Annotated in this window: 11 protein-coding genes; 7 read left to right on the top strand and 4 right to left on the bottom strand. The window is 63.0% G+C overall.

Annotation, left to right across the window (positions count from 1 at the left end; translation table 11 throughout):
- Positions 1–89 precede the first annotated feature (89 nt).
- On the top strand, positions 90–1,565 hold the full coding sequence (gene tig / locus ACT6VE_RS05240; protein ID WP_444797567.1) for a trigger factor: 1,476 nt from the start codon (positions 90–92) through the stop codon (positions 1,563–1,565).
- 213 nt (positions 1,566–1,778) lie between these two features.
- Positions 1,779–2,906 (top strand): DUF2336 domain-containing protein, encoded by a 1,128-nt coding sequence (locus ACT6VE_RS05235; protein WP_444797566.1) that lies wholly within the window; start codon positions 1,779–1,781, stop codon positions 2,904–2,906.
- A gap of 3 nt (positions 2,907–2,909) precedes the next feature.
- On the opposite strand, the gene ACT6VE_RS05230 is transcribed toward ACT6VE_RS05235, so the two are convergent.
- Together ACT6VE_RS05230 and parE are read right to left on the bottom strand one after the other, a co-directional pair.
- Complete coding sequence (locus ACT6VE_RS05230) at positions 2,910–3,341, bottom strand: hypothetical protein (RefSeq protein ID WP_444797565.1); 432 nt, start codon at positions 3,339–3,341, stop codon at positions 2,910–2,912.
- Between the two features lie 70 nt (positions 3,342–3,411).
- Complete coding sequence (gene parE, locus ACT6VE_RS05225) at positions 3,412–5,475, bottom strand: DNA topoisomerase IV subunit B (RefSeq protein ID WP_444797564.1); 2,064 nt, start codon at positions 5,473–5,475, stop codon at positions 3,412–3,414.
- A 298-nt stretch (positions 5,476–5,773) separates the two neighbouring features.
- Between parE and ACT6VE_RS05220 the strand changes: the two genes are divergently transcribed.
- The 4 genes from ACT6VE_RS05220 (at position 5,774) to ACT6VE_RS05205 (ending at position 9,848) form a co-directional block, all read left to right on the top strand.
- Positions 5,774–6,658 carry an alpha/beta hydrolase gene (locus tag ACT6VE_RS05220; protein ID WP_444797563.1) on the top strand — a complete coding sequence of 295 codons (885 nt, stop codon included), beginning with the start codon at positions 5,774–5,776 and terminating at the stop codon, positions 6,656–6,658.
- Between the two features lie 51 nt (positions 6,659–6,709).
- Positions 6,710–7,480, top strand: a complete 771-nt coding sequence (gene tpiA / locus ACT6VE_RS05215) for a triose-phosphate isomerase (protein ID WP_444797562.1) — start codon at positions 6,710–6,712, stop codon at positions 7,478–7,480.
- A 122-nt stretch (positions 7,481–7,602) separates the two neighbouring features.
- Positions 7,603–8,070, top strand: a complete 468-nt coding sequence (gene secG, locus ACT6VE_RS05210; RefSeq protein ID WP_444797561.1) for a preprotein translocase subunit SecG — start codon at positions 7,603–7,605, stop codon at positions 8,068–8,070.
- A 149-nt stretch (positions 8,071–8,219) separates the two neighbouring features.
- Positions 8,220–9,848, top strand: coding sequence for a CTP synthase (locus ACT6VE_RS05205; protein ID WP_444797560.1), 1,629 nt, complete (start codon positions 8,220–8,222; stop codon positions 9,846–9,848).
- Positions 9,849–9,900: 52 nt separating this feature from the next.
- Here the strand turns inward: ACT6VE_RS05205 and ACT6VE_RS05200 are convergent, their stop codons facing one another.
- Positions 9,901–11,124 carry an MFS transporter gene (locus ACT6VE_RS05200; protein WP_444797559.1) on the bottom strand — a complete coding sequence of 408 codons (1,224 nt, stop codon included), beginning with the start codon at positions 11,122–11,124 and terminating at the stop codon, positions 9,901–9,903.
- Between the two features lie 118 nt (positions 11,125–11,242).
- Between ACT6VE_RS05200 and ACT6VE_RS05195 the strand changes: the two genes are divergently transcribed.
- Complete coding sequence (locus ACT6VE_RS05195) at positions 11,243–11,833, top strand: TetR/AcrR family transcriptional regulator (RefSeq protein ID WP_444797558.1); 591 nt, start codon at positions 11,243–11,245, stop codon at positions 11,831–11,833.
- Between the two features lie 8 nt (positions 11,834–11,841).
- On the opposite strand, the gene ACT6VE_RS05190 is transcribed toward ACT6VE_RS05195, so the two are convergent.
- Positions 11,842–12,993, bottom strand: a complete 1,152-nt coding sequence (locus ACT6VE_RS05190; RefSeq protein ID WP_444797557.1) for a glycosyltransferase — start codon at positions 12,991–12,993, stop codon at positions 11,842–11,844.
- Positions 12,994–13,073: the final 80 nt, after the last annotated feature.

Genomic DNA, 13,073 nt, shown 5'->3' with positions numbered 1-13,073 from the left:
AAGCCACTGCCGGCACATGGACCGGCGGGGTGTTCGCCATAACCGGCAGGCCGGTTTGAGCACCGCCAACTCGAAATAAAGGTTTGAACATGCAGGTTATCGAAACGCTCGCTGAAGGGCTGAAGCGCGAAATCAAGGTCGTTATCCCGGCCAAGGACATGGAAACTCAGCTGAATGAGCGTCTTCAAGACGCCAAGGGCCGTGTTCGTATCAACGGTTTCCGTCCGGGCAAGGTGCCGTTCGCGCATCTCAAGAAGATGTACGGCAAGTCGATCATGGCTGAACTCGTCAACGAGATCATCCGCGACCGTCCGTCGACGATTCTCTCCGAGCGCGGCGAAAAGTCCGCTACGCAGCCGGAAGTCGCGATGACCGAAGACCAGGCCGAAGCCGAGAAGATTCTCGCCGCTGAAGCCGATTTCGAGTTCACGCTCTCCTACGAAGTCATCCCGGCAATCGAGCTGAAGGACGCTTCCGGCATCGCCGTCACGCGCGAAGTCGTTGAAATCGATGCTTCGGAAGTTGACGAGCAGATCCTGAAGATCGCCGAAAGCGCGCGTTCCTACGAAACCAAGAAGGGCAAGGCCGCCGACGGCGACCGCGTCACGATCGACTACCTCGGCAAGGTCGACGGCGAGCCCTTCGACGGCGGCAAGGACGAAGACGCAGAACTCGTCATCGGCTCCAACCGCTTCATCCCGGGCTTCGAAGAACAGCTCATCGGCCTGAAGGCTGGCGACGAGAAGGTCATCACCGTGACCTTCCCGACCGAATACCCGGCCGCAAACCTCGCCGGCAAGGAAGCCACCTTCGACATCAACGTCAAGGACGTCGCTGCTCCGGCTGAAGTCGAGATCAACGACGACCTGGCCAAGAAGCTCGGCCTCGAATCGGCTGACAAGCTGCGCGAAATCGTCCGCGGCCAGATCGAAAGCCAGTACGGCTCGGTCACCCGCCAGAAGGTCAAGCGTCAGATCCTCGACCAGCTCGACGAGATGTACAAGTTCGACACGCCGGAACGCCTGGTCGACGCCGAGTTCGAAAACATCTGGCGCCAGATCAACACCGACCTCCAGCAGTCCGGCAAGACCTTTGCTGACGAAGACACCACGGAAGAGGCAGCCCGCGAAGAATATCGCAAGCTCGCTGAACGCCGCGTCCGTCTCGGCCTCGTTCTCTCGGAAATCGGCGAAAAGGCCGGCGTTCAGGTGAGCGACGATGAAATGCAGCGCTCGCTCTATGAGCAGCTCCGCCAGTTCCCGGGCCAGGAAAAGCAGATCCTCGAATACTTCCAGAAGACCCCGGGTGCCGCCGCATCGCTGCGCGCCCCGATCTTCGAAGAAAAGGTCGTCGATCACCTGCTCAGCGAAATCAAGGTAACGGACAAGACCGTTTCCAAGGATGAGCTGATGGCTGAAGACGAAGAGGGTTCCGACACGGAAGCCAAGAAGGCCGCGCCGAAGAAGAAGGCTGCTGCCAAGGCCGAAGCTGCGGAAGGCGAAGACGCCGCTCCGAAGAAGAAGGCCCCGGCCAAGAAGAAGGCCGCTGAAGGCGACGCCGAGTAATCGGTTCGAGCCCTTATCGAATACGGAAAGGCCGCCCACGGGGCGGCCTTTTTTGTTTGGCGGCGCCGGCCAAGGCTGGTCTGAATTCCTTTCACGGCTTTGCGGGCCATCCGTGGCAATGACCGCCCGGTTAACGGATATGGTGAACCAATCTTAAACACTTTGTCGATAGCGTGTTTCGTACAGTTGTAGTGCAGGCGTTTGGGGCGTCCATTGATCGTTCATGCTTTTCTCCGATGGGTCGAGACCGCGAGGGCAGCCGACAGGGCGAAGGCCGCCAGTGTGTTGGCGCGAGCTTACGCACGCGCCCGCATAGCCGTCGAAGACCGGCACGCCGCCGAAATGGCGATGATCTTCCTGCTCGACGATCCGGCGCCGAAAGTGCGTCTGGCACTCGCTGAAGCGCTGGCCGAGTGCGGGGATGCCCCGCGCGCCGTCATCCTGCCGCTTGCCGAAGACCAGCCGGAAATCGCCGCGCATATCATTCTTTGTTCGTCTCTGCTTACGGATGCGGATCTTGTCGATCTCGCTGCCAGGGGAAGTGACGTGACGCGCATGCTGGTGGCAAACCGCGTCTATGTCTCCCGGCCGGTGTGTGCCGCGCTTGCCGAAATCGGCGAGGTGCCGGACGTGCTGGCATTGCTGGAGAACGAAGGGGCGGTGCTGTCGCGCCGCAGCCTGGCGCGCATTGCCGACCGTCTCGGGCACGACGCGGACATCCGTGCGCTGCTGCTTGACCGTGAAGACCTGCCAAGCGATGCGCGCCATGCGCTTGTCGAGAAGGTCGGCACGGCCCTTGCCGGCTTCGGGCTTATCCAGGCTGCGGTTGGAACGAGCCGCGTCGAGCGTATCACACGCGAAGCCTGCGACATCGCGACGATCGGCATGGTGGCGGAGGTAACACCGACCGAAATGCCGGCCCTTGTCGAGCATCTGCGCCTCACCGCACGGCTGACGCCGGTCTTTCTCATGCACGCGCTGTGCACGGGACGGGTGGAGTTCTTTGCCGCCGCGATTACCAATCTATCCGGGCAGGCGGAACGGCGCGTACGTTCCATTCTCTCCGACGGTCGCGAGGCTGCGGTGCGCGCACTTTACGAGGCCGCAGGCCTTGGCCGGGATATCAGCGTGCTGTTTTCCGAGGCGACAATGCTGTGGCGGTGCGAGGCCAAGGGCGGCGATGGCCTGCTTTCGGTCTCCGAGCGGCTGCTGTCCAGCGCCCGCGTGGCGGGCAATACATCCTGCCAGTCGATGTTGGAGCTGGTCGAGCGCCTGGCGATTGCCGAGCAACGCCAGACAGCGCGCAGCTACGCCGTCATCGCCACACGCGAAGCGGCGTAAACCTCATTTTGTGAAGCGTTTTACCACCCAGGAGTAACCATCCTCGGCGTAGCGCACAGGCGTGGTCACGGCGGCTTTCAGAGCCGCTTTGTCGGGAATGGCCTTTTTCACGAAGTTCAGCGTGCGGGCCGCCAGACCTTCTTTGGCTTCGGCAGTTTCGGCCGGTACCGGAACCTCTGTGGCGGCAAGGGTGTCAGCCGGCGTTGCATCGGGCGCGGGCTTAGCGACATCGGCGGTGATACGATCGCCTGAGCTTTCGCACACGGCGACGATCACCGGGTAGTTCTTGTTCTGGTGGCGATTGATATAGGTTTCGGCCTGCGCATCGCAGAGCGATACGGTCTGCCAGCTGCGGTCGACCGTGTCGATGTAATGGCACTGGGTCGCGCTGTCGTCGCAACCCATGATCGTCATGACGATGAGCGCAGCTTTCATGGCCGTCCTTTCCGCCTTCGTTTCTGCCGGTTAGAAGCCGGCTTTGCCGCGAAAATAAGGCGGCAAAACCTCAGATATCAAGGTTGTCGGCGAAGACCGCGCGCTCCTGGATGAAGCGGAAGCGGGCTTCCGGCTTAGTGCCCATCAGGTCGTCCACGGCGGTGCGCGTGCCCTCGAAATCCACGTCATCGATCGCGACCTTGAGCAGCGTGCGCTTCTTCGGGTCCATCGTGGTTTCCTTGAGCTGCGCCGGCAACATCTCGCCGAGGCCCTTGAAACGCCCGATCTCCACCTTGCCGCGACTGTTGAACTCGGTGCGCATCAACTCCTCGCGGTGCCCGTCATCGCGCGCATAGAGCGTCTTGCCACCCTGGCTGAGGCGATAGAGCGGCGGCACGGCGAGGAAGAGGTGACCGCCGCGGATGAGGTCCGGCATCTCCTGATAGAAGAAGGTGATGAGCAGCGAGGCAATATGCGCGCCGTCGACGTCGGCATCGGTCATGACGACGACGCGCTCGTAGCGCAGGTCCTCTTCGCGGTATTTCGAGCGGGTACCGCAGCCGAGCGCCTGTATCAGATCGGAAATCTGCTGGTTGGCGCTGAGCTTTTCGCGGCCGGCGCTGGCGACGTTGAGGATCTTGCCACGCAACGGGAGAATGGCCTGATTGGCGCGGTTGCGCGCCTGTTTTGCCGAACCACCTGCCGAATCACCCTCGACGATGAAGAGTTCGGCGCCTATGGCGGAATTCTGCGAGCAGTCGGCGAGTTTGCCGGGCAGGCGCAGCTTGCGCACCGCCGTCTTGCGGCTGACTTCCTTTTCCTTGCGGCGGCGCAGACGCTCCTCCGCACGCTCGATCACCCATTCGAGCAGCTTTGCCGCTTCGCCCGGGTTGTCGGCGAGATAGTGGTCGAAGGGGTCGCGCAGCGCGTTCTCGACGATGCGCTGGGCCTCGACGGAGGCGAGCTTGTCCTTCGTCTGGCCGACGAATTCCGGCTCGCGGATGAAGACGGAGAGCATGCCGACGGCCGAGATCATCACGTCGTCGGTGGTGATCCCCGCCGCCCGCTTGTTCTGGGTCAGTTCGGCGTAGTTTTTCAGGCCCTTGGTGAGCGCGATCCGGAGGCCGGCCTCATGCGTGCCGCCGTCGGCCGTCGGAATGGTGTTGCAATAGGAATGGATTAGCGAATCGCCGCCATACCAGGTGACGGCCCATTCCAGCGAACCGTGACCGCCCGACTTCTCGCTCTTGCCGGCAAAAATCTCGCGGGTGACGGTGTAGTCCTTGCCAAGCGTTGCCTGAAGATAGTCCTTCAGGCCGCCGGGGAAATGGAAGACGGCCTTTTCCGGTGTTTCAGAGCCTTCAGGCAGTAATGACGGATCGCAGCTCCAGCGGATTTCGACACCGCCGAAGAGATAGGCCTTGGAGCGGGCCATGCGGAAGACGCGGCCGGGATCGAAACGGGCATGCGCGCCGAAGATGTCCGGGTCTGGATGGAAGCGCACTTTCGTGCCGCGACGGTTGTGCACGTCGCCAAGCTCTTCCAGGCCGCCGACCGGCTTGCCGCGCGAAAAACGCTGGCGGTAGAGTTTTTTGTTGCGGGCGACTTCGACCTCAAGATGGTCGGACAGCGCGTTGACGACCGAGACGCCGACGCCGTGCAGGCCGCCCGAGGTCTCGTAGGCCTTGCCGTCGAACTTGCCGCCGGCATGCAGCACGGTGAGGATGACTTCGAGCGTCGACTTGCCCGGCATCTGCGGATGGTTCTCGACCGGGATGCCGCGGCCGTTGTCGGTGACCGTCAAAAAGCCTTCAGCGTCGAGGTACACATCGATGAAGTTGGCATGGCCGGCAACCGCTTCGTCCATCGAGTTGTCGATGACTTCGGCGAACAGGTGGTGCAGCGCCTTCTCGTCCGTGCCACCGATATACATGCCGGGGCGCATGCGCACCGGCTCGAGGCCCTCGAGCACGCGGATCGCAGAGGCGTCGTAGCCGCCCGAGCCTTCGCTGATGGGCTGCCGTGGTTCGCGGGCCGGCGTGGCGACTGTCGGCGTCGGCTTTTCGGCCGGAGCGGCAGGCTGCTTGGCGGGCTTGGAGGGCATATTGGCGAAAAGGTCGTTGTCGTCTTGCATGGGCTGTTCAGAGTTTGTTCCGTTTGCCAGTTCTCCCGTCGATCCGGGTGGATCGGGGTTTGGCGAAAATAAATTCATCGGCGAATCACCAGCGACTCTGCCAGATTCCGTGGGGTTTCGCGATGACAGACTGGCGAACGCCCGGCGGAACCCGGTCTGCCACTCTGTCTGCCGCATTGTGCGACACCGAGTGATTCCACTCGGCTGCACACGCGCGAAGCCGCGCCAACCGCTGGCCGAGGATTGCGTTGCGCGTGGGCGGATGGCAAGTATCGCCACCGCAAGGGAGCGCCAGTTCATGCCTCAGTCCACAGTTCATTGCTTCCGCCGGCTGGTTCTGGCCGCGCTGTTCGCCGGAATAGCCGTGCAGGACGCGGCCGCGCTGACGCTCGATGCCTGGAAGGACGCGCTGTTTGGCTATGGTGCCGTGGTCGAAAGCTCGGATGACGGCGCGCTTCGCGTTATCGACTACCAGGAACTGCGCGACATCAACGGGCGCGACCAGGTGCCGGAGCGTCGTGTAAAGGCCGCCTATGTCTCGACGGCGGTGAAGAAGGCGCAGCAGAATGCAACGATCGACACGCCTGCGGGGCCGATCGACGTGACGATGACCGGCAAGGGCGAGGGGGCGGCTTTCAGCGTCATCTTCATCCATGGCCGCGGCGGCGATCGGCGGCTCGGCAGCAACGACTGGAATTTCGGCGGCAATTTCAACCGGCTGAAGAACCTCGCGGTGCGCGGCGGTGGCGTCTACTACGCGCCGAGCGTGCCGTCCTTCGATGATGCGGGTGCGGCGCGCGTTTCGGGCCTCATTCTCACCGCCAAGGCGCTCTCGCCGAATGCGCCGGTCGTTCTCGCCTGCGCCTCGATGGGCAGTTTCATCTGCGCGCGCGTCGCGCGCGATCCGGTGGCGGTCAAAAGCCTTGCCGGCATGGTGCTGATGGGTGGCGCGGCGGATGGCGACTATGCGAAGACGCCGGCCTTCAAGGCGAAACTGCCCGTCTATTTCACCCACGGCGACAGCGACAGTGTCTATGCCGCCAATGACCAGATCACCGTGTTCCGCAAGCTGCGCAAGGCCGGCGTGCCGGCGCGCTTCGTGCTGTTCCAGACCGGCGGTCACGGCACACCCGTGCGCATGACGGACTGGCGGGAAACGCTCAACTGGCTGTTTGCGCAATAGGCTTCGATTTGCTACGCCGCAAGCGACCGATTTTATGGATAGGGAGGCCTCATGACACCGGACGTAACCCCGCTTGTTGCCGGGAACTGGAAGATGAACGGCACGCGTGCATCGCTCGACCAGATCAAGGCGATGGCCGAAGGCGTGAAGGGGCCGCTCTCTGAAAAGGTCGAAGCGCTGATCTGCCCGCCAGCGACGCTGCTCTATGTGGCGACCGCACTCTGCGACGACAGCCCGCTTCTGATCGGCGCACAGGACTGCCATGAAAAGGCATCGGGCGCCCACACGGGTGACGTTTCGGCGGAAATGATCGCCGACTGCTTCGGTACCCACGTCATCGTGGGACATTCCGAGCGTCGCACCGACCACAAGGAAAGCGACGCACTGATCCGTGCCAAGGCCGAGATCACCCATCAAAACGACCTCGTCGCCATCGTCTGCATCGGCGAGACCGGGGACGAGCGCAAGGGCGGCAAGACGCTGGACGTGCTGAAGACCCAGCTTGACGGCTCCGTGCCGGACGCCGCAACGGCGGAAAACACCGTCATCGCCTATGAACCGGTCTGGGCGATCGGCACGGGTCTGACTCCGACGGCGGCAGACGTGGAAGAGGCGCACGCCTTCATGCGCGCCGAACTCACGGCCCGTTTTGCCGGCGAGGGCGCCAAGATGCGCATTCTCTATGGTGGCTCGGTAAAGCCCGGCAACGCCAAGGAGCTGATGGGGGTCGCCAATGTCGATGGCGCGCTGATCGGCGGTGCAAGCTTGAAATCGGACGACTTCCTTGCCATCTACCGGGCATACGAAGAACTCACAGCCTGAAGCTTGTTTCGCCTGCCTGCAAAAGGGCAGGCGGATTGGTCGGAAGGGCTTGGAATGGCGCGCGGCTTGGTATATTGAGCCGCAAACCTGAAATTTGGGCCGTCTGGCCGGGATCCTGAAACATGCAGACCATTTTGCTCGTCATCTATCTCATGGTCGTCGTCGCGTTGATCGGCGTCGTGCTGATCCAGCGCTCTGAAGGCGGCGGCCTCGGCATCGGGGGCGGCTCCGGCTTCATGTCGGCGCGCGGCACGGCCAATGCCCTGACGCGCACCACGGCCATCCTTGCCACGCTGTTCTTCGTTCTCGCGCTCGGCATGGGCATCATCGCCCGCTACGAGACGCAGCCGACCGACATTCTCGACCGTATCCCGGGCACGACCGGCACGGGCGGCGTTCTCGACGCGCTCGGCGGCGGTGAACAGAATCAGGGCACGCAGAACAACCAGACGCCTGCGACGACCGGCACCGACGCCGTTCCGACCGAAGGTGGAGCAGCAACCGGCACCGGCACTGGCAATACGCCCACCACGACGGGCAACGGTACGACGGGCACGGAGCAAAACTCCGGCGTCCCGAGCGGTCAGTAAACCGCAACGACGAAAAAGACAAATCGGCCGGTTGGCGAAACCCAACCGGCCTTCTTCTTGTGTAAAACGCCGATTGTGACTTCCGAAATCACGCCCAAGGTGATTTTTCGGTGGCGCAATCGATTTTGAAAAGGTATTCGGTGACTCCCATGGCGCGATATGTATTCATCACAGGCGGCGTGGTTTCTTCCCTCGGAAAAGGCATCGCTGCCGCTGCACTCGGAGCTCTCCTTCAGGCTCGCGGTTACCGCGTTCGCCTCAGGAAGCTAGACCCCTATCTCAATGTCGATCCGGGCACCATGAGCCCGACGCAGCACGGCGAGGTGTTCGTTACCGACGACGGCGCGGAAACCGACCTCGACCTCGGCCACTATGAGCGCTTTACCGGGCGTTCGGCCACCAAGACCGACAACATCACCACCGGTCGCATCTACAAAAACATCATCGACAAGGAACGCCGCGGTGACTACCTCGGCGCGACCGTGCAGGTCATCCCGCACGTTACCAACGAGATCAAGAACTTCGTCACCGACGGCAACGAAGACTACGATTTCGTCATCTGCGAGATCGGCGGCACGGTGGGCGACATCGAGGCCATGCCCTTCATCGAGGCGATCCGCCAGCTCGGCAACGATCTGCCGCGCGGCACGGCCGTCTATGTCCACTTGACGCTGATGCCCTATATTCCGGCTGCCGGCGAACTCAAGACCAAGCCGACGCAGCACTCCGTCAAGGAGTTGCAGGCCATGGGTATTCACCCCGATATCCTGCTGGTGCGTGCCGACCGGGAAATCCCGGAAGCCGAGCGCAAAAAACTCTCGCTGTTCTGCAACGTGCGCCAGACTGCCGTTATCCAGGCGCTCGACGTTGCGTCGATCTACGATGTGCCGCTCGCCTACCACAAGGAAGGCCTGGACGACGAAGTGCTGGCCGCCTTCGGCATCGAGCCGGCGCCGAAGCCGCGTCTCGAGGCCTGGCAGACGGTTTCCGATCGCATCAAGACGCCGGAAGGCGAGGTTACGATCGCCATCGTCGGCAAGTATACCGGCCTCAAGGATGCCTACAAGTCGCTGATCGAGGCGCTGTACCACGGTGGCATCGCCAACCATGTCAAGGTCAAGCTTGAATGGATCGAGTCGGAGGTCTTCGAGAAGGAAGATCCGGCGCCGTATCTGGAAAAGGTGCACGGCATTCTCGTTCCCGGCGGTTTTGGTGAGCGCGGCTCCGAGGGCAAGATCAACGCGGCGCGCTTCGCCCGCGAGCGCAAGGTGCCGTATTTCGGCATCTGCTTCGGCATGCAGATGGCCGTCGTGGAAGCGGCGCGCAATCTCGCCGGCCTTGAAAAGGCGTCGTCCACGGAGTTCGGCAAGACGGCCGAGCCGGTCGTCGGCCTGATGACGGAATGGGTGAAGGGTAATGATCTGGAGAAGCGTTCCGCCTCGGGCAATCTCGGCGGCACGATGCGTCTCGGCGCCTATCGCGCGACGCTGAAGGGCGGCACCAAGATCGCCGACATTTACGGCTCGACGGACATTTCCGAACGTCACCGTCACCGCTACGAGGTGAACGTCGATTACAAGGACCGGCTGGAAGGCTGTGGCCTCGTCTTCTCCGGCATGTCGCCGGACGGCGTTCTGCCGGAGACGGTGGAATATCCGGATCACCCGTGGTTCATCGGCGTCCAGTACCACCCGGAACTGAAGAGCCGCCCACTCGATCCACACCCGCTCTTTGCGAGCTTCGTGGAAGCGGCGCTGGAACAGAGCCGCCTCGTCTGAGGCAATCAATTCAAAATGAAAAAGCCCGGCATCTCTGCCGGGCTTTTTTTGTTTATTCAGCGGCCTGCACCAGCGGGCAGACCCCGTCATCGCAATCCTCGCCGGCAAGTACGCGCTGGCCAAGCCCGATGGTGAGGACGGCGCCGAGGCCGGCGGCGATGGAGACCCAGAAGCCGTTCTGTGCGCCGAAATTGTCGACCGCCCAGCCGGCGACGAAGGCGCCGAGGGCCATGCCGATGCCGATGCCCGTGGTGACCCAGGTGACGCCCTCGGTCAGCATGCTTTCCGGCACGCGACGCTCGACGATGCCGAAGGCGGTGATGAAGGTCGGCGAGATGGCGACACCGCTGAGGAAGACGGCGATTGCGAGCATAGGAACCGTGCCTGCGAAGGGCAGCGGCAGCGCAGTCAGCGCCAGGATGGCGACGGCGATCATCAATTGCTTCTGGAGCGCCATCTTCGGGTTCAGGGCGCCCAGGATGAGGCCGACGACGAAGGAGCCGACGGCGTAGACGCCGATGACGAGGCTGGCGGCGTTCGGCTGGCCGAGTTCCTTGGTGATGGCGACCGCGCTGACTTCTGCCGTTGCAAAGGTGGAGCCGACGAAAATGAGGGCGAGCGTAATGATCTGTACGGGGCGGAGACGGATTGCCGATTTCTGTGGCGTGCTGCCGGCGACATGGCGGACCGCCGGCTGGGTGGAGCGCTGCAGCACGAAGGCGAGCGTGCCTATGGCGAGGAAGGTGGTGCTGATCAGCATGCCGGCTTCGGGGAAGAGCGCCACGGCGAGACCGACCGAAAGCGAGGCCCCGGCAATGTAGACCAGCTCATCGGCCGCCGATTCGAAGGCGAAGGCGGTGTTGAGTTCCGGGCGGTCGCGGAAAATGTCGCTCCAGCGGGCGCGCAGCATGGCGGGCATGCTGGGCATGGCAGCGGCGAGGAAGGCGGAAACGAAGAGCGTCCAGACGGGCCAACCCTGGTTGGTGCCGATAATCAGCGCCAGGAAGGCGATGACGGCGATGATGGTCGCCGGTGTCAGCACGGCCGCCTGGCCGTAGCGATCGACGAGGCGGGAGACCTGCGGCGAGATCAGCGCATTGGTCAGCGCGAAGGTGGCGGACACGGCGCCGGCGAGCCAGTATTCACCGTGGGTCTGCGACAGCATGGCGACAATGCCGATCGGCGCCATGGCGATGGGAAGGCGCGCGAGGAAACCGGCGGCGGAAAAGCCTTTCGTTCCAGGCACGCTGAAAATCTCTTTGTACGGGTTGGCCATGGCCTGCTCCTGAAAATGAACCGTCCTGCCACTTACATACGTGGCGTATGTCGAAGAGATAGTTGCATACGTGGCGTATGTCAAATAAAATACGCGGCGTATGTGAAAGGAAAATGCCATGCGCAAACCGCGCGAGGAAATGATTGCAGAAACGAAGGCCAAGCTGATTGCTGCCGGGCGGCTGGCTTTCGGAACCGTGGGCTATGCAGATGCGTCGATGGACGACTTCACGGCGGGCGCTGGGCTGACGCGCGGCGCGCTGTACCACCACTTCGGCGACAAGAAGGGGCTTCTCCAGGCGGTCATCCGGGAAATCGACGCGGAAATGACGACGCGGCTGCACCAGGTTTCGGCGGCGGCTCCGAATCGCTGGCAAGGGTTCGTCGCAGAATGCGTCGCCTATATCGAGATGGCGCTGGAGCCGGAAATCCAGCGCATCATGTTTCGCGATGGGCCGGCGGTGCTCGGCGACGTGTCGCAATGGCAGACCACAAGCGGCTGCATTGCAGCACTCAGCCGCAGCATCGAGCAGTTGAAGGCCGATGGTGTGATGGCGGATATCGATACGGAGGCGGCGGCCCGCCTGATCAACGGCGCCAGCAGCCACGCCGCCCTGTGGATTGCCAAGTCGGAGGCGCCGGAAGAAACCTCCCGGCGCGCGGTGCGCGGTTTTCGAACGCTGTTGGAGGGGCTCTGTGTGAAGAGCTGACCGGGTTTTTACGACCCGGCCGGCGCTTCCTTCAGTTCGCAGGCAGTGGTGCCAATGGTCATCGTGTTGCCGCGCCAGTCGATATTGCCGCCGACCCAGCTGCGTAGCCAGATGGCCGGCATCATGATATCGCGGACGATCATGGCCGGGACGGACCAGAGGGAGAGCCGCCAGCCCTTGGCAAGTGCAAGCGCCACCTCCGGCAGGTAGATGGCCGCGAGCACCAGAAGTGCGGCCGGCGCAAGCGTTGCGTCGGAGATCATGGCCGCGACAAGCGCCAGTAACAGCGGCGGGATGGCGCCGAGCAAGATTTCCGGCGTGAAGAAGCTCGGGAAGGTGACGCGACGCAGGCGCGACCAGCGGCACTGGCGCGACCAGATGTCGTGCCCCGTGCGGCGGCCCAGCGGCTGCTCGAAGGGCGAGGAGACGAGGTGAACCTTCAGGCCGAGCCGGCTAACGAGCTTGGTGGAGGCCGCATCCTCGGCGATTTCCGCGCTCAATGCATGGATGCCGCCATTCGCATCGAGCATGGGCTTGTACCAGAGCATGCTCTTGCCCTGCGCAAAGCCGAGCCCCAGCGCTTCGCCGGCATATTGCCAGCGTGCCTGCTGGGTGTTGAGGAACATGCATTCCACCTCCGCCCAGAAACCATCCGGCCGCGAGCCGAGCGGCGTCGAGCAGACCAGGCCCGAATCGGTCCGCCAACCGCCCATCAGGTGCTGGATGTAATCCGGCGGCATCAGCACGTTGGAATCGGCGAGGATCACCCAATCATGGCGTGCCGCCTGCCAGCCCTTGACGCAGTTGTTGAGTTTTGGATTGGCGCTGATGCGGTCGTCGCCGACGAGGATGCGCGCAGCGACATGGGCATGCCGCGCTGCGGTCTTCTCGATTTCGGGGATGATGGGGTCGCCGGCATGGGCGACGCAGAACAGCAGCTCATAGTCCGGCCAGGTCAGGCGAAAGGCACGATCCAGCGTTTCGGCTGTAAAATTCTCGATGCCGCGGACGGGAACGACGATCGAGACCGGCGGCTTTTCGTCGATTGTCGGCGGTGCGGCGTCGGCCGGTTTCAGCCGCTTGCCGGCGATCACGATGCTGGCGAGGTTGGTCGCGACAAGAGCGCCCGAGGCAAGGGCGAAGGCCTGAGCCATGTCCATTCAACGCGTACTCCGCTTGGCGCCGGTCCTGGCGGCTGCCGGGTGCATTCACGCGGGAAGAGACATCATTGTCACATGAC

The organism is Shinella sp. (assembly GCF_052438155.1).
In the GTDB taxonomy this organism is placed as follows: domain Bacteria; phylum Pseudomonadota; class Alphaproteobacteria; order Rhizobiales; family Rhizobiaceae; genus Shinella.
This window is presented reverse-complemented; position numbering and strand designations above follow the sequence as displayed.

Excerpts from the sequence above, each read along its gene's own strand:
- tig (WP_444797567.1), top strand. The coding sequence starts at position 90 with ATGCAGGTTATCGAAACGCTCGCTGAAGGGCTGAAGCGCGAAATCAAG.
- ACT6VE_RS05230 (WP_444797565.1), bottom strand. The coding sequence starts at position 3,341 with ATGAAAGCTGCGCTCATCGTCATGACGATCATGGGTTGCGACGACAGC.
- parE (WP_444797564.1), bottom strand. The coding sequence starts at position 5,475 with ATGCAAGACGACAACGACCTTTTCGCCAATATGCCCTCCAAGCCCGCC.
- ACT6VE_RS05220 (WP_444797563.1), top strand. The coding sequence starts at position 5,774 with ATGCCTCAGTCCACAGTTCATTGCTTCCGCCGGCTGGTTCTGGCCGCG.
- tpiA (WP_444797562.1), top strand. The coding sequence starts at position 6,710 with ATGACACCGGACGTAACCCCGCTTGTTGCCGGGAACTGGAAGATGAAC.
- secG (WP_444797561.1), top strand. The coding sequence starts at position 7,603 with ATGCAGACCATTTTGCTCGTCATCTATCTCATGGTCGTCGTCGCGTTG.
- ACT6VE_RS05205 (WP_444797560.1), top strand. The coding sequence starts at position 8,220 with ATGGCGCGATATGTATTCATCACAGGCGGCGTGGTTTCTTCCCTCGGA.
- ACT6VE_RS05200 (WP_444797559.1), bottom strand. The coding sequence starts at position 11,124 with ATGGCCAACCCGTACAAAGAGATTTTCAGCGTGCCTGGAACGAAAGGC.
- ACT6VE_RS05195 (WP_444797558.1), top strand. The coding sequence starts at position 11,243 with ATGCGCAAACCGCGCGAGGAAATGATTGCAGAAACGAAGGCCAAGCTG.
- ACT6VE_RS05190 (WP_444797557.1), bottom strand. The coding sequence starts at position 12,993 with ATGGACATGGCTCAGGCCTTCGCCCTTGCCTCGGGCGCTCTTGTCGCG.